The sequence below is a fragment of the Streptomyces sp. UF-297 genome (genome assembly GCF_058245575.1).
This window is the reverse complement of sequence record NZ_JBSIBZ010000019.1, coordinates 26,562-53,087: the sequence shown is the minus strand read 5'-3', so window position 1 is coordinate 53,087 and position 26,526 is coordinate 26,562. Positions and strand designations below refer to the sequence as shown.

Here is a 26,526-nt window from a genome sequence, read left to right as displayed (position 1 = left end):
GGCCAAAAAGTGCCCCCGTTCCCCGCGCGGCCGCGCGCGTCCGCCACGGCGTCAACGGACCAGGGTGGCGGAGCGTTCCGCAGGGACGGGTGCGGCGGTGGCCCGCTGCCCCTCGTCAGTCGCGGCGCAGGAAGGTGCCCAGTACGGTCGTGCGCACCCACAACGCGGCCGGGCGGCTGTACTTCGCCGTGGTCCGGCGGGCGCATCCCGCGATGGCGCGCAGGATGCTGCGCCGTACGCACCGGGCGCTGGCCCTGGCGGCGCCCGGCGCCGCGGAGCGCGAGCTGTCCCGGGGCGGGCGGCGTCCGCGGAAGCCGTCAGGGTCTGAACCGCCGCCCGCGGGCGGGCTGTTGGGGCCCTGGGGTCAGGCGCGCGCGGGGGCCGGGGCGGGTGCCGGGGCCGAGGGGACGACCACGGGGGAGCCGTCCCCGGGGGCCGCGAGGATGTCGGCGTCGATGCCGTAGAGGTCCTTGACCAGGGCCGCGTCGACGACCTCGCGGGCCGGGCCGTGCGCCACGACCTTCCCGGCGTTCATGGCGACGATGTCGTCGGCGTAGCGGGCCGCGCTGGCCAGGTCGTGCAGCACCATCACGACGGTGCGGCCGGCCGCCGCCACCTCGCGCACCAGCTCCAGCACCTCCACCGCGTGCCCCAGGTCCAGGGCGCTGGTCGGCTCGTCCAGCAGCACGATCGGCGTCTGCTGGGCGAGCACCATCGCCAGCCAGCAGCGCTGGCGCTGGCCGCCGGAGAGCTGGTCCAGGCGGCGCTCGGCGAGTGCGGCGGTGCCGGTGGCCGTCAGCGCCTCGTGCACCGCGGCCTCGTCCTCGCGCGACCACTGGCGGAACAGGCCCTGGTGCGGGTGGCGCCCGTAGCGCACCAGCCCGGCGACGGTCACCGCCTCCGGGGCCTGCGGGGACTGCGGCAGCAGCGCGATACGGTGCGCCGCCTGACGCTGTTTGAGCTGCCACAGGTCCGCGTCCCCGGCGCGTACGGTGCCCGAGCGCGGAGGGTGGAGGCGGGCGATGGTCCGCAAAAGGGTAGATTTGCCGCATCCGTTGGGGCCGACGATGGCCACGACCCGGCCGGAGGGGATCTCCAGGTCCACGCCGTTGACGGCGAGATGGCCGGGGTAGCCGGCGGTGAGCTGGTCGACGCGGAGTTCCACGGATACCGGGCCTTTCTGGGTCCCACTTGCGCGAAAGTCGTAAGGTAAGGCTAACCTAATGGTCGCCGGGCGTTCCGTGGGGGTCCGTGGGGCTCTTCGGGGCTGCCGTTTTCACCGCTGCCCCAGTGTCCTCGTGCCCTGGTGACCCCGCGCGTCTCGTATGCGCCCGACCGTCGTCCCTTCATGACCGGAGCCCTTCCATGACGTCCACCAGCCGCCGCTTCCCGACCGCCCGCCGTCGCACGCTCTCGTGCGTGGCCGCCGTGGGAGCGGCCGCCCTGCTGCTGGCCGGGTGCGGTTCCGACGCGGACAAGGGCGACAAGAAGGACGCCACGTCGCAGGCGGACGGCGGCGGTACGCGGACGGTCAAGGACGCCACCGGCAAGGCGGTCCAGGTGCCGGCCAACCCCAAGCGGATCGTCACGCTCACCCAGGAGGACCTGGACGCGGTGCTCTCGCTCGGCATCAAGCCGGTCGGCATCACCAACGGGCAGGGCCTGGCCGAGCCGCCCGCCTACCTCAAGGACAAGGTCAAGGGCATCGACGTCGTCGGCAATCTGCTCCAGCCGGTGATGGACAAGGTCGTGGCGGCCAAGCCCGACCTGATCCTGGCCGGTGACATGCAGGACGAGCAGGTCCTCAAGCAGCTGCGCGACATCACTCCCGCCACGCTGGTCACCATGGCCCCCACCGACGACTGGAAGCTCTCGCTGCGCGGCGTCGGCAACGCCGTCAACAAGCTCGACGCCGCCAACAAGGTCATCACCGCCTACGAGGCCAAGGCCAAGAAGACCGGCGGCGAGCTGGGCAAGTCCAAGGGCGCCGAGGTCTCCATCGTGCGCTGGAACCCGGACGGCCCCAGCTGGATGGAGAACAAGCAGTTCGCCAGCGGCATCGCGCTCGACATGGGCCTCAAGCGCCCCAAGTCGCAGAACAAGGACGGCAACGCGCACACCCCCACGCTCAGCCTGGAGAAGATCAACGAGATCGACGGTGACTGGCTGTTCCTGAGCACGCTGACGCCGGACGGCGCCAAGGCCCTCAAGGACGTCCAGAGCAAGCCCGCCTACAAGGAGCTGAACGCCGTCAAGAACGACCACGTGGTCACCGTGAACGGGTCGGTGTGGTCCACCCGCGGCGGTCCGCTGGCCGCCGACGCCGTCATCCAGGACATCAAGAAGGCGCTCTCCTGATGCGCGAGGGGGGCATGGGGCGCGCCGCCGCCCCTGGGGGAGTTCTCTCGCGCAGGACGCTGCTGCGCATCTCGGCGGCCACCGCCGCGGCGGCCGCCGTCACCGGCGGGACGGCGGGCGCGGCCCACGCGCTGGCCGCCCCGGCGGACGGGCCCGTCGCCCTGCCCGCGCCGAGCGGCCCGTACGCGGTCGGAACCGGCAGCTTCCACCTCGTGGACGACGCGCGGACCGACCCGTTCGCGCCGACGCCCACCGCGCGCGAGCTGATGGTCCAGGTCTGGTACGCCACCGCCGCCACGGCAGGCCGCGAGCGGGCCCGATACCTGGACCCCGCGCTGGTGCCGGTGGTGGAACAGCGCTTCACGCTGCCGGCCGGCTCCCTGGCGCGGGTACGGACCGAGACCTGGCAGGACGCGCCGGTCCACCCCGAACTGTGCCGTGCGCCGGTGGTGTTCCTCGGCCCGGGGCGCCAGGACCCGGCCGCCACCCTCACCGCCTTCGCGACGGACCTGGCCAGCCACGGCTATCTCGTCATCGGCGTCAACCACACCTACGACGGGCCGGTGCGCTTCCCCGACGGGCGGGTGGTCCCGCAGAACCCGGCCACCGGTGACGCCGCGCTGCTGCGCCAGTACTCCGATGTGCGCGGCGCCGACCTCAGCTTCGTCCTGGACGCGTTCACCGGGCAGCGCGGTCAGAGCCCCGCGCCGCAGCTCACGGCCGCCATGAGCCGGGAGCGCATCGGGGTCTTCGGGCACTCGCTCGGCGGCTCCGGCGCCGCCGAAGTGCTGCGGCGCGACGCCCGCTTCACGGCCGGGGCCTGCCTGGACGGCGCGCTGCAGACGGCCGCCGCGCAGACCGGCCTTGCGCAGCCCTTCATGCTCTTCACCGAGAACATGCCCAAACCGCCGCCCAGCTGGGCGGAGTTCATGGCGCACCACCGCGGCTGGGGCCGCCGGATGATCCTGGACGGGGCCCGCCACTACAGCTTCACGGACCTGGCGCCGCTGGGCGTCGGGCTCGGGCTGGACCGGGTCTGGCCGCCGGAGCAGTTCGCGAAGTACTTCGGCACTCTGGAGGGCCGCCGCTCCCAGTTCGTGACCGGGGTGTACGTACGCGCCTTCTTCGACCGCTGGCTCAAGGGGCGCGAGGAGCCGGTGCTGGACGCGGCCGACGGGCGCTTTCCCGAGGTCACCGTCGGGTGGAAGGTGTAACCGGCGGGGCGTGCCGAACAGGCCGAGGTGTCGAGGCCGTGCAGGGGCCCGGCGGGATGCGAACGTCCCGCCGGGCCACGGCCGTCACCTGTCCGCGAGGCGCCCGGCGGCGAAGTCCGCCGCCGTCCAGGCCATGCCCACCGCGCCGTCGAACAGGGCCTGTTCGGCGCGCGGGGAGAGCGCGGCCTCGGCGAACGCGGCCTCGTGGGGGCCGCAGGTGCCGCCGGAGATGTCCAGGACCGGATGGATCGAGGGGACGGCGTGCGAGACATTGCCCATGTCCGTACAGGCGAAGGCGGGGCGCGACTCGGGCTCGGGGCGGCCCAGTTCGCGGGCGTTGGCCCGCCACAGGGCGATCAGGCCGGGGTCGGTGCGGAAGTCGAGGTAGTCCGGCTCGGGGCGGGTCAGGGACACCTCGCAGCCGGTGGCCAGCGCGCCCGCGCGGAAGCACGCCTCCACCCGCTCGCGCAGCTCGCCCAGGTCCTCGGCGGCCGAGGCGCGGATCTCGTACTCCGCGGTGGCCCGGTCCGGGATCGCGTTGGGGGAGTGGCCCGCGGCCGTCGTGATGCCGTGCACCTTCCAGTGCGGGGGCAGCTGCTGGCGCAGCAGGCCGAGCGCCACCTGGGCGACGGTGAGCGCGTCCGCGGCGTTGCGGCCCTCGTGGGGGTTGAGGCTGGGGTGCGCGGGGCGGCCGGTGTAGGCCACGCTGAGGGTGCCCAGCGCGAAGGAGCGGAACTCGGCCACCTCGAACGGGCAGGGGTGCACCATCATCGCGGCGTCCACCCCCTCGAAGGCCCCGGCCTCGATCATCAGCGCCTTTCCGGCGCCGCGCTCCTCGGCGGGGGTGCCCAGGACGCGTACGGTCAGGCCCAGTTCGTCGGCGAAGGGGGCCAGGCCCAGTGCGGCGCCGACGCCGGCCGCCGCGATGAGGTTGTGGCCGCAGGCGTGGCCCAGCTCGGGCAGGGCGTCGTACTCGCAGGCCAGGGCGAGGGTGACGGGGCCGGAGCCGATCGTGGCCCGGAAGGCGGTGTCCAGGCCGTACGCCGGGGCCGTCACGTCGAAGCCGTGCTCGCGCAGCAGGTCCGCGCACCAGGCGGCGGCGCGGTGCTCGGTGAACGCGGTCTCGGGGTGGGCGTGGATGCGGCGGCTGAGGGAGAGCAGCTCCTCCCGGTGCCCGGCGACCCGTTCGCGTATGCGGGGCTTGAGGTCTGGCGGGGCAATCATCGGCGGGCTCCTGTGTTCGTGCTGGTCGGGGCGGGTGCCGGGGGCCACCCAAGGGTGGGGGCGGGGCACCGCTCGACCGAAACATAGCTTAGGCTTACCTAAGTCGCGCTCCCGGGGGTCCGGTGTGCGCTGGTCTGTCGTCGCCGTACACAAGGAGCCCCACTCCATGCGCCAGTCAGGTGCCACCCCTGCCACCTCCGCCGGTCCCGTCGCCGACGCGGCCGGCGCCCCCGAGGAACTGCCGCTGCTCGCCGCCCAGGTGGGGATCTGGCACGCCCAGGCCCTGGACGCGGACAACCCCGTCTACAACACCGGCGACTGCGTGGAGATCGACGGCCCGCTGGACGCGGACCTCTTCGAGCGGGCACTGCGCCGTACCGTGGCCGAGGCCCAGACGCTGAACCTCGCCTTCGAGCCCGGCACCGACACCCCCACCCAGCGCGTGGCCACCGGCGACGGCCCCACCCTGCGCCGCCTGGACCTGCGCGGCGCCGAGCAGCCCGAGCGGGCCGCCGAGGAGTGGATGCGCGCCGACCTGGCCCGCCCCGTCGACCCGGCCCAAGGGCCGCTGGTCACCCAGGCGTTGATCCGCGTCGGCCAGGAGCGCTACCGGTGGTATCAGCGCGTCCACCACATCGCCGTCGACGCCTATGCGCTGACCCTGATAGCCCGCCGCTGCGCCGAGGTCTACACGGCCCTGGCCGCGGGCGAGGACCCCACCGCGAACCCCTTCGGCACGCTCGGTGAGCTGCTGGCCGAGGAGCGCGCCTACAGCGACGGCGAACAGCGCGCCGCCGACCGGGACTTCTGGCTCGGCCGGCTGGCGGATGCCCCGCGCCCCGTCTCCCTGAGCGCCCACCCGCCCGCCCCCGCCCGGCAGGTGCGGCGCCACCCCGGCGCGCTGAGCGCCGAGCAGGCCGGCCGCATGGACCGCGCGGCCCGCGAGGTCAAGGCCACCTGGGCGGAGCTCGTCGTCGCCGCCACCGCCGGATATCTGCACCGCACCACCGGCGCCCAGGACATCGTCCTCGGCCTGCCCCTGATGAACCGCCGCGGCCCGGCCGCCCTGCGCACCCCGGCGATGACCGTGAACGTCCTGCCGCTGCGGATCGCCGTACGGCCCCAGGACAGCGGCGCCGACCTGCTGCGCCGCGTCGTCCTGGAGATCCGCGCCGTGCGCCGGCACCAGCGCTACCGGCTGGAGGACCTGCGCCGCGATCTGGGCCTGTCGGGCGACGCCCGGCCGCTGTTCGGGCCGATGGTCAACATCAAGGCCTTCGAGGGCGATGTGGACTTCGGCGGCATCACCGGCACGGTGCGCAACCTGGCCGCCGGGCCCGTCGACGACCTGGCCGTGACCGTCACCCCCGCACCCGGCGGCGCCCTCAACTTCGGCCTGGACGCCAACCCCGGCTGCTACGACGCCCCGGAGCTGGCCCGGCACGCCGACGGGCTGCACCGCTACCTGGACGGCCTGGCCGAACTGCTGCTGACGGACCCGCAGCGCCCCATCGGCGCCGTGGACCTGCTGACCCCCGAGGAGATCCGCGAGGCCACCGCGGGCCGCGGCGAGCCGGCCGCGCGGCTGACCCTGCCCCAGCTCTTCGCCGAACAGGCCGCCCGCACCCCCGAGGCCGTCGCGGTCGTCGACGGGGACAGTACGCTCACCTTCCGCGAACTGGAGCACGCCGCCAACCGCCTCGCCCACGAACTCGCGCACCACGGGGTCGGCGCCGGAAGCCCGGTCGCGCTCGCCCTGCCGCGCTCGGCGGACACCGTGATCGCCCTGCTCGCCGTCCTCAAGGCGGGCGGCGCCTGCCAGCCGCTGGACCTGGGCCACCCGCGGCAGCGGATCGCCGCGCTGCTCCAGGACGCCCGCCCGGTCTGCGTCATCGGCACCGCACCGGCCGTACGCGCCCTGCCGCCGCACCCGATGACGACGCTGCTCCTGGACGACCCCGAAACCCGGGACCGCCTCCAGGCCCGCCCCGAGACCGCGCCGCCCGCGCCCGAGCCGGGCCAGGCCGCGTACCTCATCCACACCTCCGGCTCCACCGGCCGCCCCAAGGGCGTCGTCGTCACCCACGCCTCCCTGGCCAACCTCCACGCGGGCCACGGCAGCGACCACATCGCACCCGCCGTCCGCCGCACCGGCCGCGCGCGGCTGCGCGTCGCACACAGCGCCTCCTTCGCCTTCGACGCCTCCTGGGACCCCTTCATCTGGATGGTCCACGGCCACGAACTCCACCTCCTGGGCGACGCGGCCTACCGCGACCCGGCCGCCCTGACCGGATACGTCCACCAGCACGCGATCGACTACCTCGACATCACCCCCTCCTACGCCGAAGCCCTCATCGCCGAGGGCCTGCTGGAGCCGGGACGGCACCGCCCGGCCGTGCTCGTCGTCGGCGGCGAGGCCGTGCCCGAAGCGCTGTGGCAGACCCTGACCGCCACCGAGGGCGTCACCCCGCTCAACCTCTACGGGCCGACCGAGACCACCGTGGACGCCTACTACTGGCGGCCCGGCGCCGACGGGGAAGCGGCCACCGGCAGCCCCGTACGCGGTTCGCGCGCCTACGTCCTGGACACCTCCCTGCGCCCCACGGCCCCGGGCACCACCGGTGAGCTCTATCTCTCCGGCGCCTGCCTGGCCGCCGGATACCTGGGCCGCCCCGACCTGAGTGCCGAGCGCTTCGTCGCCGACCCCTACGGCGCGCTGCACGGCGACCCGGGGGCGCGGATGTACCGCACCGGCGACCTCGTACGCAGGCGCCCGGACGGCACCCTGGAATTCCTCGGCCGCGCCGACGACCAGGTCAAGATCCGCGGCTTCCGCATCGAACTCGGCGAGATCCAGACCGCTCTGGCCGCCCACCCGGACGTCTCCCAGGCCGCCGTCATCGCCCGCGAGAGCGCACACGGCAAGCGGCTGCTGGCCTACGCCGTCCTGGCCGAGGGTGCCGCGGCCGGACCCGAGGCGCTCCGCGCCCACCTCGCGTCGCGCCTCCCCGAGCACATGGTGCCCGCGGCCCTCACGCTGCTGGACGCGCTGCCCCGTACGGCCAACGACAAGCTCGACCACCGCGCGCTGCCCGACCCCGAGCCCGCCGCCGCTCCGGCCCGCACCGCCCCGCGCACCCCGCGCACCCCGCGCGAGGAGATCCTGTGCGGTCTGTTCGCGGACGTCCTGGGCCTGGACGAACTCCCCGGCCCCGACGCCGACTTCTTCGCCCTCGGCGGCCACTCGCTGCTGGCCGGACGGCTCGCCGCCCGCGTCCGCGACGCCTTCCCCGCGGCGCAGGGCCTCGGCCTGGCCGATGTCTTCCGTCATCCCTCCCCCTCGGCGCTCGCCGGCTTCCTCACGTCCTTCCGCAAGGACGCGACCGCACCCGAGCCCCGCCCCGAACTCACCCCCGCGCCCCACCAGGAGCGCTCCCCGCTCTCCCCGGCCCAGAAGCGGCTGTGGTTCATGCACCGCCTCGAAGGCCCCAGCCCCACCTACAACATCCCCCTGCTCCTCACCCTCGACGGCCCGCTGGACCACGACGCGCTCCAGCTCGCCCTGGAAGACCTCACCCAGCGTCACCAGACACTACGAACGGTATATCCGGCCACTGACAACGAGCCGTACCAGACCGTCCTGCCCGTCGAACAGGCCCGCCCCCGCCTGCACATCGAGCCCCTCGGCGAGGACTCGGGCGACGCCGCCCTGCGCGCCGCCGTCCGCCACACCTTCGACCTGGCCGCCGAACCCCCGCTGCGCACCACGCTCTTCACGCGGGGGTCCGGGGGCCGTACCCCGGGTGAGCACAGCACCGACGGGCAGCGCGGCCACACCCTGCTGCTCCTGCTGCACCACATCGCGGGCGACGGCGCCTCCACCACCCCCCTGGCCCGCGACCTCGCCGCCGCCTACAGCGCCCGCGCCGAGGGCCGCGTACCCCAACTGGCGCCGCTGACCGTGCAGTACACCGACCACACCGCCTGGCAGCAGCGCCTGACCGGCACCGCCCAGGAGCCCACCGCGCTCGCCGCCCGCCAGCTCTCCCACTGGCGCAAGGCCCTGGACGGGCTGCCCGACCAGCTCGAACTGCCCACCGACCGCCCGCGCCCGGCCATCGCCTCCCACGACGGCGACACCGTCCCCTTCCACCTGGACGCGGACGCCCACACCGCCCTCAAGGCACTCGCCCGCACCACCGGCACCAGCGTCTTCATGGCCGTCCAGGCCGCCCTGGCGGCGCTGCTGACCCGGCACGGCTGCGGCACGGACATCCCCATCGGCACCCCGGTCGCCGGACGCGACGAGCCCGCCACCGAAGACCTGGTCGGCTTCTTCGTCAACACCCTGGTCCTGCGCACCGACGTCTCCGGCGCCCCCACCTTCCGCACCCTCCTGGAGCGGGTGCGCGGCTGTGTCCTGGCCGCCTACGAGAACGCCGACCTGCCCTTCGACCGCCTGGTCGAGGAGATCAACCCGCCGCGCTCGCTGGCCCGCCACCCGCTGTTCCAGGTGATGCTCGCCTGGCAGTCCGTGCCCGACGCCGCCTTCACCATGGGCGGCGCGAGGGCCCGTATGACGGCCGTGCCCTCCGGCACCGCCAAGTTCGACCTCACCCTGAACGCGGGGGAGCGGCCCGAGGGCGGCATCGCGGGCTTCCTGGAGTTCCGCACCGACCTCTTCGACCGCGCCACCGCCGAGGGCCTCGCCGACCGCCTGTCCCGGTTGCTCACCGCCGCGTGCGCGCACCCGGACACCCCCGTCGGGCAGCTCGCGATGACCGGCCGGGACGAGCAGCGCCGCGCCGTGGTGGAGTGGAACAGCGCCGCCGGCGCCCCCGCGCCCGCCCGCACCCCGCTCGCCACCCTCCCCGAGCTCTTCGAGTCCGCCGCCCGCAGCCACCCCGGCTCCGCCGCCGTCACCTGCGCGGGCGCGTCGCTGACGTACGCCGAACTGGGCGCCCGCGCCAACCGCCTGGCCCGCCTGCTGACCGCCCGCGGCATCGGCCCCGGCGCGATCGTGGCGCTCGCCCTGCCCCGCTCCCTGGACCTGGTCGTCGCCCTGCTGGCGGTCGCCAAGTCCGGCGCCGCCTACCTCCCCATGGACCCCGACTACCCGGCCGACCGCCTGGCGTACATGTTCCAGGACGCCGCCCCGGCCGCCGTGCTGACCGACTCCGCCACCGCGCCGCAGCTGCCCGCCCACGACGGCCTGCCCTGCGTCCTGGTCGACGGCACCGAGCAGGACACCTACGGCGACGGCGACCTCGCACAGCACGAGCGCACCCGTCCGCTGCTGCCCGGCGACACCGCGTACGTCATCTACACCTCCGGCTCCACGGGCCGCCCCAAGGGCGTTCCCGTCACCCACCACAACGTGCTGCGCCTGTTCACCGCCACCGACCACTGGTTCGGCTTCGGCAGCGACGACGTCTGGACGCTCTTCCACTCCTACGCCTTCGACTTCTCGGTGTGGGAACTGTGGGGCGCCCTGCTGCACGGCGGCCGGCTCGTGGTCGTACCCCACCTCGTCAGCCGCGATCCCGCCGCCTTCCTGGAGCTGCTGGCGCGCGAGAAGGTCACCGTCCTGAACCAGACCCCCTCCGCCTTCTACCAGCTCAGCGCCGCCGACCGGGAGCGCCCCGGCACCCGGCTGGCCCTGCGCTACGTCGTCTTCGGCGGCGAGGCGCTGGAGCTGGGCCGCCTGGAGGACTGGTACGAGCGGCACGCCGAGGACGCCCCGCGCCTGGTCAACATGTACGGCATCACCGAGACCACCGTGCACGTCTCCTACTTCCCCCTGGACCGCGCGAGCGCCACCGCCGAGAGCGCCAGCACCATCGGCGTGAACATCCCCGACCTGCGCGTCTACGTCCTGGACGAGTACCTCCAGCCGGTGCCGCCCGGTGTCACCGGCGAGATGTACGTCGCCGGGCAGGGCGTGGCCCGCGGCTACCTGGGCCGGGCCGCACTGACCGCGGGACGCTTCGTCGCCGACCCCTTCGCCCACCACTTCGGCGAGAGCGGCACCCGCATGTACCGCTCCGGCGACCTGGCGCGGCGCCGCGCGGACGGCACCCTGGAGTACTTCGGGCGCGCCGACCAGCAGGTCAAGATCCGCGGCTTCCGCATCGAACTGGGCGAGATCGAGGCCGCGCTGGCCGCGCACCCCGAGGTCGCCGACGCCGCGGTCATCGTCCGCGAGGACACCCCGGGCGACCAGCGCCTGGTCGGCTACGCCGTGCCCGTACGCGGCGAGGGCCTGGGCCCGGACCCGGCCGCGCTGCGCGAGCACACCGCCGGCGCGCTGCCCGCCCACATGGTCCCCTCGGCCGTCGTCCTGCTGGAGCGGCTGCCACTGACCGCCAACGGCAAGCTCGACCGCAAGGCGCTGCCCGCCCCCGACCTGGCCGGGGCCGTCACCGAGGGGCGGGCCCCGCGGGGCCCCCGCGAGGAGCAGCTGTGCGCCCTGTTCGCCGAGGTCCTGGGCCTGCCCCGGGTCGGCGTGGACGACAACTTCTTCGACCTGGGCGGCCATTCGCTGCTGGCCGTACGCCTGGCGGGGCGCGTCAAGGAGGCGCTGGGCGCCGACGTCGGCATCGGCACCATCTTCCAGGCCCCCACCCCGGCCGCCCTGGACAGCGCCCTGGACCGGGCGGGCGACAGCGCCGACGCGCTGGACGTCCTGCTGCCGCTGCGCCCCGCCACCGAGGGCGACCGCGCGCCGCTGTACTGCGTGCACCCGGCGGGCGGCCTGAGCTGGTGCTACGCGGGCCTGATCCGCCACCTGCCCGCCGATGTGCCGATCTACGGCCTCCAGGCGCAGGGCGTGGGCCCGGCCACGGCTCAACTGCCGCTCCCGCAGAGCCTGGAGGAGCTGGCCGCGCACTACGTCGAGCGGCTGCGCGAGGTGCAGCCGCACGGCCCCTACCGCCTGCTGGGCTGGTCCACCGGCGGCATCATCGCGCAGGCCATGGCCACCCGCATCCAGGACCTGGGCGAGCAGGTCGAACTGCTGGCGATCCTGGACGCCTACCCCGCCGAGGGCTTCCGCGAGCTGCCCGTACCCGACCAGGACGAGGCACTGGAGGCGCTGCTGACCATGGGCGGTCACGGCCCGGAGAGCCTGGCGGGCAAGCCGCTGGAACTGGGCGCGGTCACCGAGGTGCTGCGCCGCGAGGGCAGCCCCCTGGCCAGCCTGGACGACGCCACCTTCGAGGCGCTGAACGCCATCTACCTCAACACCAACCACCTTGTGCGCCGCTTCGACCACCGCGTCTTCGACGGCGAGGTCCTCTTCTTCCGCGCCACCGTCGACACCATCGACGACACGCTCACCCCCGAGACCTGGACGCCGTACGTCACCGGGCCCATCACCAACACCGATGTGGCCTGCTCGCACAAGGACATGACCCTGCCCGAACCGATCGCGCACATCGCGCGCGTGGTCGCCGACCGCCTGACCGCCCTGGAGAAGTAGCCATGTCCGACGCACCCGCCAACCCCTTCGACGGCGAGGGCGAGTTCTACGTCCTCGTCAACGGCCGCAACGAGCACAGCCTGTGGCCCGCCTTCGCCGAGGTCCCCGAGGGCTGGCGCACCGCCCACGGGCCCACCGAGCGGCAGGCCGCCCTGGACTGGGTCACCGCCAACTGGAGCGACCTGAACCCGGCAGCCGCCCGGTGACGCGCCGTTTCACGGTGTCCTCCCGCATCGCCGTCGTGATCGTCTACACGGCGGCGATGTGCATGAACGGGCTGGACTCCACCATCGTCAACCCGGCGCTGCTGACCATCGCCCGCGACTTCGGCGAACCGGTTTCGGCCGCCAACACCGTCGAGGTCGCCTTCCTGGTGAGCCTGGCCGTCGCCCTCCCGGTGGCGGGCTGGCTCGGCGACCGCTTCGGCACCAAGCGCGTCTTCCTGGGCGCCCTGGCGCTGTTCACCGCCGCCTCCGCGGCCTGCGGACTCTCCCAGGACCTCACCACCCTGGTCCTGTCGCGCGTGGTGCAGGGCGTGGCGGGCGGGCTGCTGACCCCGGTCGGCATGACGCTGCTCTTCCGCGCCTTCCCGCCGCACGAGCGCGTCAAGCTGTCCAAGGTGCTGATCGTGCCCACCGCCCTGATGCCGGCGCTCGGCCCGCCGCTGGGCGGCCTGCTGACCCAGCACCTGTCCTGGCACTGGCTGTTCTTCGTCAATGTGCCCATCGGCGCCGCCGCCGTGGCCCTGGGCGCGCTGCGGCTGCGCGAGGACGTGGCGGGCACCGAGGGGCGCTTCGACGCGGCGGGCTTCCTGCTCGCCACGCCCGCCCTCGGCCTGCTCACCTACGCCCTCGGCTTCGGCCCCTCCCACGGCTGGACCTCGCCGAGTGTGGCCACCGCCGCACTGCTCGGTACGGCGCTGCTGATCGCGGCCGTGGTCCACCAACTGCGCGCCGCCACCCCGCTGCTGGAGCTGCGCCTGCTGGCCGAGAAGGTCTTCCGCGCCGCCACCGCGCTGGCCCTGCTGACCTCGGCCGGGCTGATGGGCATCCTGTTCGTCTACCCGCTGCTCTACCAGGCGGTCCTGGGCGGCTCCGCGCTGGACGCCGGGCTGAGCGTCTTCCCCGAGGCGCTCGGTCTGATGCTCGCCTCGCAGGTGGTCGACCGGCTGCTGCCACGTATCGGCCCGCGGGCGCTGGCCGCCCCCGCGCTGCTGCTGGCCGCCGTGGTCTTCGCGGCGCTCGCGCTGCCCGCCGTGGCCGACAGCCAGTGGGCCGTACGGGCCCTGATGTTCTGCGTCGGACTGGTGCTGGGCGCCGGTGTCCTCACGATCCAGATCGCCGGCTTCGAGAAGGTCGAACCGCCCCGAATGGGCCAGGCGATGGGCCTGTTCACCATCGTCCGCACGCTCGGCGGCGCCCTCGGCATCGCGGTGAGCGCGGCGGTGGTCGCAGCCCTCGGCGGCTCCGACGCCTCCCACGGCACGACCGGCTCGGGCCCGTACCAGGCGGCCATCCTCGTCACCGCCGCCCTGGTGGCCCTCGGCGCAGCGCTCGCCCTCCGGATGCCCAGGACGGCCGCCGCACCGCCGCCCCTGGAGGGCGCCCCGGAGGACGAGCCGGTGCTCTCGACGGCGTGACGCGGGGCGCTGCGCCTGAGGCGTGACCGCGCCCGCGCCCCGAAAGGGGCGCGGGGCCGCGTCGATGTGCGGCTCCGCCGCGTGGGCGCGACCAGCCCGCACCGGCCCGCGGGTTCATGACCGCGTGAGCCCAGCGCAGCGGTCAGGCGGACAGCAGGTCCGCCAGCCCGTCGGCCAGCCCGCCGTGCCAACAGGCGTAGTCGTGACCACCGTTGAACTCGCGGTAGGTCACGTCGTACTCGCGGGCCCGCAGGACGTCGCGCAGATGGCGGTTCTGCGGGAGCAGCATCCACTCCTGGACGCCCACTTCGAGGCGGAGGCGGACCGGCAGGCGCGGTGTCGCCGCGTACTGCCGGGTCAGCCACTCGCTGCCGGAGTCGAACTCCGTACCGTCCGGCCACCAGAACGAGCCCGACTGGGACAGCGCCCTGCCGAACCGCTCCGGGCGGCGGAAGGCGGCGAAGGCGGCCGTCAGCCCGCCCGCGCTCTGCCCGGCGACGACGGTACGGGCCGCCTCGCCGGTGGCCGCGAACTCCCGGCCCGCCCACGGCAGCAGCCCGTCCGCGAGCCAGTCGACGAACTCCTCGCTGCAGCTGAGATCGGCCATCCGCCGGTCCCGGCCCATCGTGTCCACCAGCAGGGTCACGGTCGGCGGAATCCGGCCGCCGGCGGCCAGCGCGTCCAGCGTGCGGCCGAAGCCCAGCACCGGGCCCCACATCTCGCCGTCCAGCAGCACCGCGACCGCGTACGGGCCGCCGTCCGGCCGGTGCCCGGCGGGCAGATGGGCCCACACCCGGCGCCCGTCGACCTCCCGCTCCAGGGTCCGGCCCGCGGCGGCGCCCGGCGTGCCCTGCGCCCAGGGCTGGGGCGGGGCGTCGGGCAGCTCCATCACGGAGGAGGGGTGCCGGCCGTCGCGTGCGGGCAGGTCAGGGCCGTGGTTGAGCGGGTCGGGCAGCGCGGAGTCCAGGGTGCGCAGCCAGGAGGCGCGGTCCGTACGCAGCGTGTGCTCGCGCGGCCCGTGCCCGACGACGAACTGGTAGGAGGCCCGGTGGTCGCCGCGCAGCCGGTGGGTGAGCGCCCACACGTCCGTACCCGCCACCCGGTGCATCAGATGGGGCGTCAGATCGCCCGCGTGCCGGTCCTTGTCGGTGACGGTGTGCAGCAGCGTGAGGACGTCGTCGGCGGCGGCGTCCCGCCACAGGAAGGTGACCAGGCGGTAGGCGCCATCGCCGGGATCGGCCTCGACGAGCGGGGTTCCGGTGCGGGCCACCCGCTCCCAGAACTCCCGGACGGCGTCCGGTTTTCCGGCCGCCACGTCCGCCTCGAGGTTCCGCAGCAGCGGACTGTCCATGGGTACTCGTCTCCTTCGGTCGGTCATGAAAGCGCGGGGGTGGGGGGAACGCGCCCACGCGGCGGAGCCGCACAGCGACACGGCTCCGCGCCCCTTACGGGGCTGCTCAAGCGCGCGTCGCCGCCGAGCGGCCCAGCAGGACCCACAGCAGGAACGGGCCGCCCAGGACCGTGGTGACCACGCCGACCGGGACCTCGGTGCCGTTGAAGACGGTGCGGCCGACGGTGTCCGCGACGACCACGAGGGCGGCGCCGACCAGGACGGAGCCCAGGACGGGGACGCGCAGCGGGCCGGCGAGGCGACCGGCGATGACGGGGGAGGCCAGGGCGACGAAGCCGACCGGGCCGCAGATGCCGACGGCCAGTCCGGCCAGGGCGACGGCCAGCAGCAGGCAGACGATACGGACCTTGGCGGGGGCCACGCCCAGTGAGGCGGCGGTGGCGTCGTCGAAGCGCAGTACGTTCAGGTGGCGGGCGACCAGGAAGGTCAGCGGGATGAGCACGGCCAGGCCGATCAGGACCGGCACGGCCACGTCGTAGCCGCGCCCGTTGAGGCTGCCGGAGGTCCAGGTGTAGAGCGCGCTGGCGGAGTTGAGCGAGCGGCGGGAGAGGACGACCTGGGTGGCGGCGGAGGCCAGCGCGGACATCGCCAGGCCGACGACCAGGACGCGGTGGCCGCGCTGCCCGAGGCCGCCGGAGACCGAGGTGACCACGACGACGGCGACCAGGGCGCCGATCGGCCCGGCCCACCAGGCGCCGAAGGAGCCGGTGGCGGAGAGGGTGACGGAGAGCAGGACGGCGGCGGTCGCGCCGTCGTTGACGCCGAGGAGTTCGGGGGTGGCCAGCCGGTTCCTGGCCAGGGTCTGGGTGAGGCAGCCGGCCAGGCCGAGCGCGGCGCCCGCGGTGAGCGCGGCCACGATCCGCCCCAGCCGGAACTTCTGCACCAGCAGGACGTCGAAGTGGTCGCCGGCGCCGAAGACGGCGCGGAAGGTCCGTACGACGCCCATCTCGCTCTGGCCGGAGTGCGCGGCGAAGACCACGGCGGCGACCAGGACCGCGCCCAGCGCGAGTGCGGCCAGGGCCGGGCGGTAGGAGACGAGCAGGGACAGCCGGCCGCGGCGCAGTACGAAGTTCTCGCGGCGCGGCGCGGACGGGGCGGCGCCGCGGGGCCCGTCCTGGGCGGTGGCCGGTTCCGTCATGCCCATCGCGCCCAGGCGCTTGGAGCGGACCAGGGCGATCAGTACGGGCGCGCCGATCAGCGCGACGATGACGGCGACGGGCGCCTCGAAGGGCCGGGAGACCACCCGGGCCAGCACGTCGGCTCCGGTCAGCACACCGGCGCCGATCAGCGCGGCCGGCACGATCTGCGCCCCGGGCCGCGGCCCGGCCACGGTGCGGGCGACGAACCCGGCGAGCAGTCCGAGGAAGGAGACCGGGCCGACCAGAGCGACGGCGGACGCGGTGAGCAGGGTGACGGCGCAGGCCACCACCGTACGGATGAGCGCGGGCCGGTGGCCCAGGCCGCGCGCCAGGTCGTCGCCGAGCGCGAGGGCGGACAGCGGACGGGCTATCAGGAAGGCGATGAGGAAGCCCGCCAGGACCATGGGGGAGAGCGGGCCGATGGCCCCGAAGCCCTCGATGCCGGCCAGCGAGCCCAGGACCCAGTGCCTGAAGCCGTCGTAGGCCTCGGCGGAGTTGACGATGATCAGGCTGGTCAGGCCGCCGAAGGTGGCGCCGAGCGCGGCGCCCGCCAGCACCAGCCGCATCGGTGAACCGCCGCCGCGGCTGCCGGAGATCAGCAGGACGAGCCCGCTGGCGACCACCGCGCCCGCGAAGGCCCAGAGCAGATAGCCGTAGCTGGTCTGGACGCCGAGGAAGGCGATGCCGGTGACGACGCCCAGGGAGGCGCCCGCGTTGACGCCGAGCAGACCCGTCTCCGCCAGCGGGTTGCGGGTCACCGCCTGGAGCAGACAGCCGGCCACTCCCAGGGCCGCGCCGACCAGCAGCGCGGTCAGCGTGCGGGGCAGCCGCAGATCCCGTACGACCAGGGTGAGCCGGGAGTTGTCGCGGGCTCCGTTCCGGCCGAGCAGGTAGTCCAGCACCCCGGACGGGCCGACCTCGCCCGCGCCCACACACAGGGAGAGCGCGGCGAGCAGGAGGACGGCCAGCGCGAGTACGGCGACGGCGACGGCGGTGCCGCGCGAGGTGAAGCGCTGCCGGAATGCCGACGGGCCGCCGGATCCGGGCGGTTGGGCTGCCGGGGCGGTCTCGGCCGGTGCGGCGGGGGCGTCCGTGGGGACGTCCGACGTGCGGTGGCCCACTTGCGGGAGGGTCATAAGGTAAGGCTAACCTAATGGCGCCTCCGCCCCTTTAGGGGGAGGGGGAGTTGTGCGGCAATCCATGATCGCAGAGTGTGTCATGTTAGGTTAGGCTTGCCTTACTTCGACCGAGGGTCGGGATTCGGTGCCGGACTTCGGTATGTCGAGGGGAAACTCCATGCAGCAGCCAGAACTCGCAGGGCGGACCGCGCTGGTCACCGGCGCGGGGCAGGGCATAGGCGAGGCCGTGGCCCGCCTCCTCGCCGACCGCGGGGCCCGGGTCGTGGCCGTGGACCTGCTCCCCGACGGGGTCAAGTCCCTCGAGAGCGAGTGCGGTCCGCGGATCACCGGCCGCACCCTGGACGTCACCGACGGCGCGGCCGTCGAGACCGCCGTCGAGGACATCGAGCGCGAGATGGGGCCGGTCGACATCCTCGTCAACGTCGCCGGAATGCTGCGCATTTCGCCGGTCGTGGAGCTGACCGACCAGGACTGGCACGACACCTTCGCCGTGAACACCTCCGGCGTCTTCCACACCTCCCGCGCCCTGGCCCGCCGGATGAGCGAGCGCCGCAGCGGCAGCATCGTGACCGTCGGCTCCAACGCCGCCGGCGTACCGCGCACCCGCATGGCCGCCTATGCCGCCTCCAAGGCCGCCGCGACCATGTTCACCAAGTGCCTCGGGCTGGAGCTGGCCCGCAGCGGGGTGCGCTGCAACGTCGTCTCGCCGGGCTCCACCGACACCGCCATGCAGCGCCAGCTGTGGAACGACCCGCAGGCGCCGCTGCGCGTCATCGACGGCGACAGCGCCGAGTACCGCGTCGGCATCCCGCTCGGCCGTATCGCCGAGGCCGACGACATCGCCGAGTCGGTCGCCTTCCTGGTCTCCGACCGCGCCCGGCACATCACGATGCACGACCTGTACGTGGACGGCGGCGCCACGTTGCGCGCTTAGGCGCGCGGTTCTTCCGGCCCCTGTGCGGGGCGGGTTCGGCGCCGCCGGAACGCGCCGCCGTGGTGGACCGCCGTCGTGGCGGAGCCATTTTTCCGCTGCCGCGAACAGCCCTGGCGCTGCCGCGCGTGACACCGGCGCCGTACGGATCCGGCGCGCGGTCGTCGACCGATGAACAACCAGAACACGTCCGGTGAGCATGCACCGGGGAAACATCACGTCCGGTGGGACCACACCGGGGGAATGGAGCACCAGGTGACCACGGCCAACGACGTCGCCGAGCGGCCCGGAGCGGGTCGCGCCACGGACGGCGCCGCACCGCGGCAGCCCGGCCCCCGGCCCACGGGCGGTGTGCTGCCCGACCCGGAGGCCGCCACCCGGCAGGACTTCGAGAACGGCCCCGAGCCCGCGCCCCGCGCCCCGGCGCCCGCCTCTCCCGTGGGCGCCGCCACCGCCCTGCTGGACGCCTACCGCCCCGGCACCGCGCGGTTCCTGGCGACCCCCACCCGTACCCTCCTCGCCGAGGGCGTACGGGCCCAAGTGCCGCACGACGAGCGCCCGTTGGCGCTCCGCGTCGCCGAGACCCTGCGGGCCGAGCGGCACGCGGGCCACCCCGCGCCCGTCGTCGTCGGCGCCGTCCCCTTCGACCACACCGCCCCGGCCGTGCTCGCCGTGCCCGAGAGCGTGCGCCTGGCGCCCGCGCTGCGCGAGGACCCCCTGGTGGCGCTGCCCGCGCCGCAGCCCGCAGGGACCGGCTGGGACGTACGCCCCGTACCGGAGCCGCAGGAGTACGCGGCGGGCGTGGCCGGTGCCGTGAAGCGCATGCAGGCCGGGGAGTTCAGCAAGGTCGTGCTCGCCCGCACCCTCGAACTCACCTCGCCGAGCGACCTGGACATCCCCGCGATGCTCCAGCGCCTGGCCCGCCGCGACCCCGGCGGCTACACCTTCGCGCTGCCCGCGGGCCAGGGCCGCACCCTGCTCGGCGCCAGCCCCGAACTCCTGGTTTCCCGCCGCGGCACACAGATCGTGGCCAACCCCCTCGCGGGCTCCACCCCGCGCAGCCAGGACCTGGCCGAGGACGTCCGCCGGGCCGCCGCGCTGCTGGAGTCCGCGAAGGACCTGCACGAGCACGCGGTCGTGGTGGACGCGGTGCGCGAGGCGCTCGCGCCCTACTGCCGCACCCTGGACGTCCCCGCCCGCCCCACGCTGATCCGCACCGCCGCCATGTGGCACCTGTCCACCACCCTCACCGGCGAACTGGAGCAGCCGGCCACCTCCGCCCTGGAGCTGGCCTGCGCCCTGCACCCGACCCCGGCCGTCTGCGGCACCCCCACCGACCTCGCCCGCCAGGTCATCGGCGAGACCGAGCCCTTCGACCGCGGCCTGTTCACCGGCATGGTCGGCTGGGGCGACGCCGACGGCGACGGCGAATGGGTGGTGACCATACGCTGCGCCGAGGCCGAGGGCCGCACCCTGCGCCTGTACGCGGGAGCCGGCGTGGTCGCCGACTCCAGCCCCGAGGCGGAGACCGCCGAGACCGCCGCCAAATTCCGTACCTTCCTGCACGCGGTTGGAGCCGACCAGTGACCACCCCCGCACCGAACGGCGCCCCGGCCGCAGCGAGCGCCGACGCCCCCATGTGGCCCGCCGACTTCGCCGAGCGCTACCGCGCCGCCGGATACTGGCGCGGCGAGACCTTCGGATCGATGCTGCGCGAGCGCGCCCTGAACCACCCCGACCGCACTGCCGTGGTGGACCCGCACGGCGGCCCGGACGGCACCGGCCGGCGCTGGACGTACGGCGAACTGGACGACCGCGCCGACCGGCTGGCCGCCGGATTCCTGGCCAAGGGCATCGGCAAGGGCGACCGCGTCGTCCTCCAACTGCCCAACGTCGCCGAGTTCTTCGAGGTGATCTTCGCCCTCTTCCGCATCGGCGCGCTGCCCGTCTTCGCGCTGCCCGCGCACCGCGAGACGGAGATCCGCTACTTCTGCGAGTTCACCGAGGCGGTCGCCTACATCGTCCCGGACGTGGCCGACGGCTTCGACTTCCGCGCGCTGGCCACCTCCGTGGGATCCCAAGTGCCCACCCTTGAGCACGTGTTCGTGGTCGGCGAGCCCGGGGAGCACACCGCCCTGAAGGACGTGGCGCGCGAGCCGGTCGCCGTCACCGACGGCCCGGCCCCGGGCGACCTGGCCTTCCTGCAGCTCTCCGGCGGCAGCACCGGCATCCCCAAGCTCATCCCGCGCACCCACGACGACTACCTCTACTCGCTGTGGGGCTCCAACGAGCTGTGCGGCGTGGACGAGCACAGCGTGTTCCTGTGCGTGCTGCCCGCGGCCCACAACTTCCCGCTCAGCTCGCCCGGTTCGCTCGGCACCTTCTACGCGGGCGGCACGGTCGTGCTGTGCCCCAAGCCCGACCCCAGGACCGCCTTCCCCCTCATCGAGCGCGAACGCGTCACCCTCACCGGCCTCGTACCGCCGCTCGCCCTGGTGTGGATCGAGGCGGCCCAGGACACCGAGTGCGACCTGAGCAGCCTTGAGGTGCTGCTGGTGGGCGGCGCGAAGTTCAGCGAGCAGGCCGCGCGGCGGGTGCGCCCCGCCCTGAACTGCACGCTCCAGCAGGTCTTCGGCATGGCGGAGGGGCTGGTGAACTACACGCGCCTGGACGACCCCGAGGAGACCATCGTCACCACCCAGGGCCGCCCCATCTCCCCGGCGGACGAGATCCGCGTCGTGGACGACGAGGACCGGGATCTGGAAGTGGGCGAGACCGGCCACCTGCTCACCCGCGGCCCGTACACCATCCGCGGCTACTGGCGCGCGCCCGAGCACAACGCCCGCTCCTTCACCGAGGACGGCTTCTACCGCACCGGCGACATCGTGCGGCTGACCGAGACCGGCCATCTCGTCGTCGAGGGCCGGGCCAAGGACCAGATCAACCGCGGCGGCGAGAAGATCGCGGCCGAGGAGGTCGAGAACGTCATCCTCGCCCACCCCGCCGTGCACGACGTCTCCGTCGTCGCCGTACCCGACGACTACCTGGGCGAGCGCACCTGCGCGTACGTCATCCTGCGGGCCGGAGCCGAGCCGCTGCGGCCCGTCGCCGTCAAGAAGTTCGTCCGCGAGAAGGGCCTGGCCGCCTACAAGGTCCCCGACCGCGTCGAGTTCGTCGAGGCCTTCCCGCAGACCGGCATCGGCAAGGTCAGCAAGAAGGACCTGCGCGCCGCCCAGCAGCACTGACCACGAAAGGCACCTCACCATGGCGCTCCCCGCCATCGCCCCCTATCCCATGCCCACCGCCGACGAGCTGCCCGCCAACAAGGTCGGCTGGAGCGTCGACCCCGACCGCGCCGTCCTGCTCGTGCACGACCTGCAGAACTACTTCCTCGGCGCGTTCACCGAAGGGGCCTCGCCGGTCACCGAACTCCTGGACAACGTCGGCAAGCTGAAGAAGGACTGCGAGCGCCTGGGCGTACCGGTCGTCTACTCCGCGCAGCCCGGCGGCCAGACGCCCGCCGAGCGCGGCCTCCAGCAGGACTTCTGGGGACCGGGCCTGCCCGACGACGAGCACGCCAAGGCGATCGCCGCACCGGTGGCGCCCACCGCCGCCGACACCGTCCTGACCAAGTGGAAGTACAGCGCGTTCGTGCGCACCGACCTCGCGCAGCGGATGCGCGAGCAGGGCCGCGACCAGCTCGTCATCGTCGGCGTGTACGCCCACATCGGCGTCATGATGAGCGCCTGCGACGCCTGGATGCAGGACATCCAGCCCTTCCTCGTCGCCGACGCGGTCGCCGACTTCTGCGCCGCCGACCACGCCATGGCGCTGCGCTGGGCCGCCGCCAAGTGCGCCGTCATCACCACCACCGACACCGTTTTCCAGGGAAAGTGACGAAGGCACCCGCCATGTCCTTGACGATCGATCAGATACGCGCCGACATCGCCGATGTGCTCGGCGAGGACCCCGCGGACATCCCCGACGACGAGAACCTCGTCGACTACGGGCTGGACTCCATCCGCATCATGACCCTCATCGAGCGCTGGCGCGCCGACCACGGCATCGAGGCCGGATTCGTCGACCTCGCGGAGCAGCCGGCCATCGAGAAGTGGGCGCCCCTGCTGGGCGCCCGGGCATGACGGCGGGGGCGGCGGTGGCGGCACAGGCGCCCGCCACCGCCCCGGCCCTCACCGGCCCCGCCGCCGCGCCCCGCGCGGCCGGCCTCCCGCTGACCGCCGCCCAGCGCGCGGCCTGGCACAGCGCCGCCTCGGGCGCCTGCGGCACCGGCCACAGCACCGCCGAGAGCGTCGAGATCCACGGTCCGCTGGACGCCGCGCTGTTCGTGGAGGCCCTGCACCGGGTGGCCGGTGAGGCCGAGGCGCTGCGGGTGCGCTTCACCCGCACCCCCCAGGGGCCGCGGCAGATCCCCCTGGCCATCGGGCCGGTGCCGCACCCCGTCCCCGTACACAGCGCCGAGCAGGCGCCGCCCGGCCGGTGGCCCACCGGGGAGGCCGAAGTGCCCTTCCCCGTAAGGGTGCTGGACCTGCGTACGGAACCCGCCCCGGACGCCGCGGCCCGTTCCTGGACCCGCGCGGACCTCGATACGCCCCTCGACGCGGCGAGCGGCCCGCTGTTCGCCCAGGCGCTGCTGCGCGTCGGCGAGCACCGCTGGCTGTGGTACCAGCGCGTCCACCACGCCGTCATGGACGACTACGGGCGCGCGCTGCTGGTACGCCGTACCGCCGAGGTCTACACCGCGCTGGCCGCGGGCTCGGCGCCGGGCCCCAGCCCCTTCGGGCGGCTCGCCGACTTCGTGGCCTGCGACACCGCCTACCGCGCCTCCGGCGCCTTCGACCGGGACGGCGCGCACTGGCACACCGCCATGGCCGGGGTCGCCGACGCGCCCAGCCTCGCCGCCGCACCCGCCCCGCCCTGCGCGCACACCCTGCGCCGCACCGGCCACATCTCGCCGCGATCCACCGACCGGCTGGGGGAGTTGGCCCTCTCCATCCGCGCCACCTGGCCGCATGTGCTCATCGCCGCACAGGCGCTGTACGTGGCGCGCGCCACCGCCTCGCGCGAGGTCGTCCTCGGGCTGCCCATGGCGGGCCGCACGGGACCCGCCGCGCTGCGCACCCCCGGCCTGGCCGCCAACGTCCTGCCGCTGCGGCTGACCGTCGCCCCGGAGTCGACCTTCGCCGAACTCACCCGCCAGGTGGTGCTCGGCATCCGTGCCGCCCGCCGCCACCAGCGCTACCGCCCGGAGGACATCCGCGGCGACCTCGGACTCGCGGCGCGGGGCGGCACGCTGATCGGGCCGCTGGTCAAGGTGGTGCCGGCCGGTCACGGGCCGACGTTCGCCGGTGCCCGCTCCACCGTCCACCACCTCGCCTCCGGGCCGGTGGAGGACCTCACCGTCACCGTCACCATCACCGACCCGGGCCGGGGCGGGGGCGCCGGGCCGCGGGTGGACCACGACGCCAACCCCGACCGCTACACCGCGGCCGAACTCGAGGCGCACCAGGCCCGTTTCCTGGACCTGCTCACCCGCATCGCCGCCGCCGACCCGCACGCCCCGCTCGCCCGGCACGGCATTCTCACCCCCGACGAACACACCCTGGTCCTGGACGAGTTCAACCCGCCCGCCCGCGCCGTCCCGCCGACCACCTTCATCGGCCCCGTCGAGGCCCAGGCCTGCCGCACCCCCACCGCCGTCGCGCTGCGGGACGGCGAACTGTCCCTGACCTACGCCGAGTTGAACGCCCGAGCCAACCGCCTGGCCCGCCACCTCGTCACCCGCGGAGTGCGGCCCGGCGCGCTCGCCGCCGTCGCCCTCCCGCACGGCGTGGAGCGGGTCGTGGCCGTACTGGCGGTCCTGAAGGCCGGCGGCGCGCTGCTGCCGCTGGACCCGGCGGCTCCGCACGGCCGGTCGGCGCACGCGCTCTCCGACGCGGCACCCGTGTGTCTGGTCACCACGGCCGCCACCCATGCCCAACTGCCCGCCTTCGACTGCCCGTTGGTCCTCATGGACGGCCTCGATCCGTCCTCGTACCCGTCCGTGAACCCCGGCCGGCCGCTCACCCCGCAGCACCCCGTCTGCGTCTCCTACGCACCCGGCGCCTGCCCGCCGGCAGAGGCGGACGGCCCGGTGGGCGTGATCGTGGCGCACTCCGCACTCGACCACCGGGTGCGCCGCGCCCAGCAGGAGTGCGGGGCCCGGCCCGGTGCGCACCACGCCTACCGCTACGACGGCGGCGCGCCCGCGGAGGAGGACCTGGTCCGGCTGTGCCTCCCGCTGCGCACCGGCGGCGTCCTCGTCCTGGACGAGGCGCCCGCGATCAGCGCCGAAACGGCCCGGCACACCCGCCGGTACGTCCTGGACGGCTGCCTCGCGCCCTGCCCGCCCGGCGTCGGCGGCGACCTGTACCTGGCCGGCCCGGAAGTGGCCACCGGCTACCTCGGACACCCCGCCCGCACCGCCACCCGCTTCGTCCCCGACCCCTACGGCCCACCGGGCTCGCGCATGTACCGCGCCGACGCACGCGCCCGCTGGACCCATGACGGCGAACTGGAGGAACTGACCGCCCTTCGCGCCCCGTAAGGGGCGCGGGGCCGCGTCGATATGCGGCTCCGCGCGTGGGCGCGACCAGCCACAGACGGCCCGCAGTCGACCAACCGCTCCCCGTGGAACGGCTCGCACCGACTCCGGTCCCGGCGGATGCCGCCGCCGGGACCGGCCCCTTCCGGGGCGGGGCAGGCGGACCCCGCCGCCCCGCCCCCGGACCGGCCCGGGTACCGTCGCCGGGCAGCACCAGGACGGCCCCGCAGCCGGGGCCGCGGGCCGGAAGGAACTCGACGGATGACCACGGGCGAGGCACGTGCCCCCAGCGCGGCGCGGGACGACGGGCCCGGCGCGCCACTGGCGCCACTGGTGTACGACGAGCGCGCGCTGCCCGCCGAACTCCCCCTCCCCGAAGGCCCGGCGCCCGCCCTCTGGCTGGTGCACACCGCGCCCGACGCGGGCCTGGACCCGGCGAACCTGGCAGTGCTGGACGACGAGGAGCGCGCCAGGGCGGCCAAGTTCCTGCGGCCCGCCGACCGCGACACCTATGTCTCCTCGCACGCCGCGCTGCGCCGCCTGCTGGGCGCCCAGCTGCGCCTGGACCCCGCCGCGCTGCGCTTCCGGCGCGAGCCCTGCCCGTGCTGCGACGCCCCGCACGGCCGCCCCGCCGTCGCCGGGCCGCCCGCGCAGGGCGCCCCGCACTTCTCGCTCTCCCACACCGGACGGCTGGCGCTGCTCGGCTTCGCCCGTGCCCCGATAGGCGTGGACGTCGAGGGCCTGGTGGCCGACTCGGTGGTGGCCGACGTGGCGGCCGCGCTGCACCCGCAGGAGCGGCGCGAGCTGGCCGCCCTGCCCGCCGCCGGGCGCCCCGCGGCCTTCGCCCGCTGCTGGACCCGAAAGGAGGCCTGCCTCAAGGGCCTGGGCACCGGGCTCGCCGAGAACCGCACCGAGACCACCCTGGTGGGCACCGGAGCGCACCCGGTCCCGGTCCCCGGCTGGCACATCACCGATGTACGGGCACCCGAGGGCTACGCGGCGGCGTGCGCGGTGAGCACCGCGCACGCCTGAGCCCCTCACCCCTGAGGACCCGGCCGCCGCGCGCCCGCGCCGCACAGTGGCCATGCTGGAGGCCAGGGGCCGCCAGGCCCACTCCCCAGGGAAGGGTTCCAGGACATGAGTCCCAAGACTTCTTCGGGCGGATCCGGTGGCGGGGGCGGCGGCAAGGGCGGATTCGCGACGCCGGGCAGGCTGACGCTGATCGCCGTCGCCGTACTCGCCCTCGTCTTCATCTTCGAGAACACCCGGCAGACCAAGATCCGTCTGCTGATTCCCGAGGTCAGCATGCCCCTGTGGATGGCGCTGCTGGGCATGGGCGTCATCGGGGCGCTGTGCGGGAAGTTCCTGTTCCGCAAGCGGGAATAAGGCC

17 protein-coding genes and 1 pseudogene are annotated in these 26,526 nt (G+C 74.7%); 14 read left to right on the top strand and 4 right to left on the bottom strand.

Features of this window, described 5'->3' with window-relative positions:
* Positions 1-140: 140 nt before the first annotated feature.
* Positions 141-299, top strand: a pseudogene (locus AC4IJH_RS13945) (DUF2867 domain-containing protein); the annotation flags it as partial.
* A gap of 65 nt (positions 300-364) precedes the next feature.
* On the opposite strand, the gene AC4IJH_RS13940 reads toward AC4IJH_RS13945, so the two are convergent.
* Entirely contained in the window at positions 365-1,165 is an 801-nt protein-coding gene (locus tag AC4IJH_RS13940) for an ABC transporter ATP-binding protein (RefSeq protein WP_490851972.1), read from the bottom strand.
* Between the two features lie 200 nt (positions 1,166-1,365).
* Between AC4IJH_RS13940 and AC4IJH_RS13935 the strand changes: the two genes are divergently transcribed.
* Together AC4IJH_RS13935 and AC4IJH_RS13930 are read left to right on the top strand one after the other, a co-directional pair.
* Positions 1,366-2,358 carry an ABC transporter substrate-binding protein gene (locus AC4IJH_RS13935; RefSeq protein WP_490851971.1) on the top strand — a complete coding sequence of 331 codons (993 nt, stop codon included), beginning with the start codon at positions 1,366-1,368 and terminating at the stop codon, positions 2,356-2,358.
* Positions 2,358-3,572, top strand: a complete 1,215-nt coding sequence (locus tag AC4IJH_RS13930) for an alpha/beta hydrolase family protein (protein ID WP_490851970.1) — start codon at positions 2,358-2,360, stop codon at positions 3,570-3,572. Before AC4IJH_RS13935 ends, AC4IJH_RS13930 begins: the two co-directional genes overlap by 1 nt.
* Before the next feature lie 84 nt (positions 3,573-3,656).
* Here the strand turns inward: AC4IJH_RS13930 and AC4IJH_RS13925 are convergent, their stop codons facing one another.
* On the bottom strand, positions 3,657-4,796 hold the full coding sequence (locus AC4IJH_RS13925) for a M20 family metallopeptidase (protein ID WP_490851969.1): 1,140 nt from the start codon (positions 4,794-4,796) through the stop codon (positions 3,657-3,659).
* 166 nt (positions 4,797-4,962) lie between these two features.
* Between AC4IJH_RS13925 and AC4IJH_RS13920 the strand changes: the two genes are divergently transcribed.
* Genes AC4IJH_RS13920 through AC4IJH_RS13910 form a run of 3 tightly spaced genes read left to right on the top strand, consistent with a single transcriptional unit; the run spans position 4,963 to position 13,915 of the window.
* Entirely contained in the window at positions 4,963-12,276 is a 7,314-nt protein-coding gene (locus tag AC4IJH_RS13920; RefSeq protein WP_490851968.1) for an amino acid adenylation domain-containing protein, read from the top strand.
* A gap of 2 nt (positions 12,277-12,278) precedes the next feature.
* Positions 12,279-12,482: an MbtH family protein gene (locus AC4IJH_RS13915; protein ID WP_490851967.1), complete on the top strand. Its 204-nt coding sequence runs from the start codon at positions 12,279-12,281 to the stop codon at positions 12,480-12,482.
* Positions 12,479-13,915 carry a DHA2 family efflux MFS transporter permease subunit gene (locus AC4IJH_RS13910; protein ID WP_490851966.1) on the top strand — a complete coding sequence of 479 codons (1,437 nt, stop codon included), beginning with the start codon at positions 12,479-12,481 and terminating at the stop codon, positions 13,913-13,915. The genes AC4IJH_RS13915 and AC4IJH_RS13910 overlap by 4 nt, the downstream gene beginning before the upstream one ends.
* Positions 13,916-14,057: 142 nt before the next feature.
* Here the strand turns inward: AC4IJH_RS13910 and fes are convergent, their stop codons facing one another.
* Together fes and fhuB are read right to left on the bottom strand one after the other, a co-directional pair.
* A complete protein-coding gene (fes, locus tag AC4IJH_RS13905) occupies positions 14,058-15,266 on the bottom strand; it encodes an enterochelin esterase (protein WP_490851965.1) in 1,209 nt (402 codons plus the stop codon).
* A gap of 106 nt (positions 15,267-15,372) precedes the next feature.
* On the bottom strand, positions 15,373-17,601 hold the full coding sequence (gene fhuB, locus AC4IJH_RS13900) for a Fe(3+)-hydroxamate ABC transporter permease FhuB (RefSeq protein ID WP_490851964.1): 2,229 nt from the start codon (positions 17,599-17,601) through the stop codon (positions 15,373-15,375).
* Positions 17,602-17,761: 160 nt separating this feature from the next.
* Between fhuB and AC4IJH_RS13895 the strand changes: the two genes are divergently transcribed.
* The 8 genes from AC4IJH_RS13895 to AC4IJH_RS13860 all read left to right on the top strand — a co-directional run bounded on the left by AC4IJH_RS13895 (position 17,762) and on the right by AC4IJH_RS13860 (position 26,522).
* Positions 17,762-18,538 carry a 2,3-dihydro-2,3-dihydroxybenzoate dehydrogenase gene (locus tag AC4IJH_RS13895; RefSeq protein ID WP_490851963.1) on the top strand — a complete coding sequence of 259 codons (777 nt, stop codon included), beginning with the start codon at positions 17,762-17,764 and terminating at the stop codon, positions 18,536-18,538.
* A 435-nt stretch (positions 18,539-18,973) separates the two neighbouring features.
* Positions 18,974-20,122, top strand: coding sequence for an isochorismate synthase DhbC (gene dhbC, locus AC4IJH_RS13890; RefSeq protein WP_490852028.1), 1,149 nt, complete (start codon positions 18,974-18,976; stop codon positions 20,120-20,122).
* Between the two features lie 50 nt (positions 20,123-20,172).
* Positions 20,173-21,780 carry a (2,3-dihydroxybenzoyl)adenylate synthase gene (locus AC4IJH_RS13885; protein ID WP_490852027.1) on the top strand — a complete coding sequence of 536 codons (1,608 nt, stop codon included), beginning with the start codon at positions 20,173-20,175 and terminating at the stop codon, positions 21,778-21,780.
* Positions 21,781-21,799: 19 nt separating this feature from the next.
* Positions 21,800-22,432, top strand: a complete 633-nt coding sequence (locus AC4IJH_RS13880) for an isochorismatase family protein (protein ID WP_490851962.1) — start codon at positions 21,800-21,802, stop codon at positions 22,430-22,432.
* Positions 22,433-22,446: 14 nt separating this feature from the next.
* Positions 22,447-22,677: a phosphopantetheine-binding protein gene (locus tag AC4IJH_RS13875; RefSeq protein WP_490851961.1), complete on the top strand. Its 231-nt coding sequence runs from the start codon at positions 22,447-22,449 to the stop codon at positions 22,675-22,677.
* Positions 22,674-25,139 carry a condensation domain-containing protein gene (locus tag AC4IJH_RS13870; protein ID WP_490851960.1) on the top strand — a complete coding sequence of 822 codons (2,466 nt, stop codon included), beginning with the start codon at positions 22,674-22,676 and terminating at the stop codon, positions 25,137-25,139. Before AC4IJH_RS13875 ends, AC4IJH_RS13870 begins: the two co-directional genes overlap by 4 nt.
* 258 nt (positions 25,140-25,397) lie before the next feature.
* A complete protein-coding gene (locus AC4IJH_RS13865) occupies positions 25,398-26,168 on the top strand; it encodes a 4'-phosphopantetheinyl transferase family protein (protein ID WP_490851959.1) in 771 nt (256 codons plus the stop codon).
* 105 nt (positions 26,169-26,273) lie between these two features.
* Positions 26,274-26,522 (top strand): LapA family protein, encoded by a 249-nt coding sequence (locus AC4IJH_RS13860; RefSeq protein ID WP_490851958.1) that lies wholly within the window; start codon positions 26,274-26,276, stop codon positions 26,520-26,522.
* Positions 26,523-26,526 lie beyond the last annotated feature (4 nt).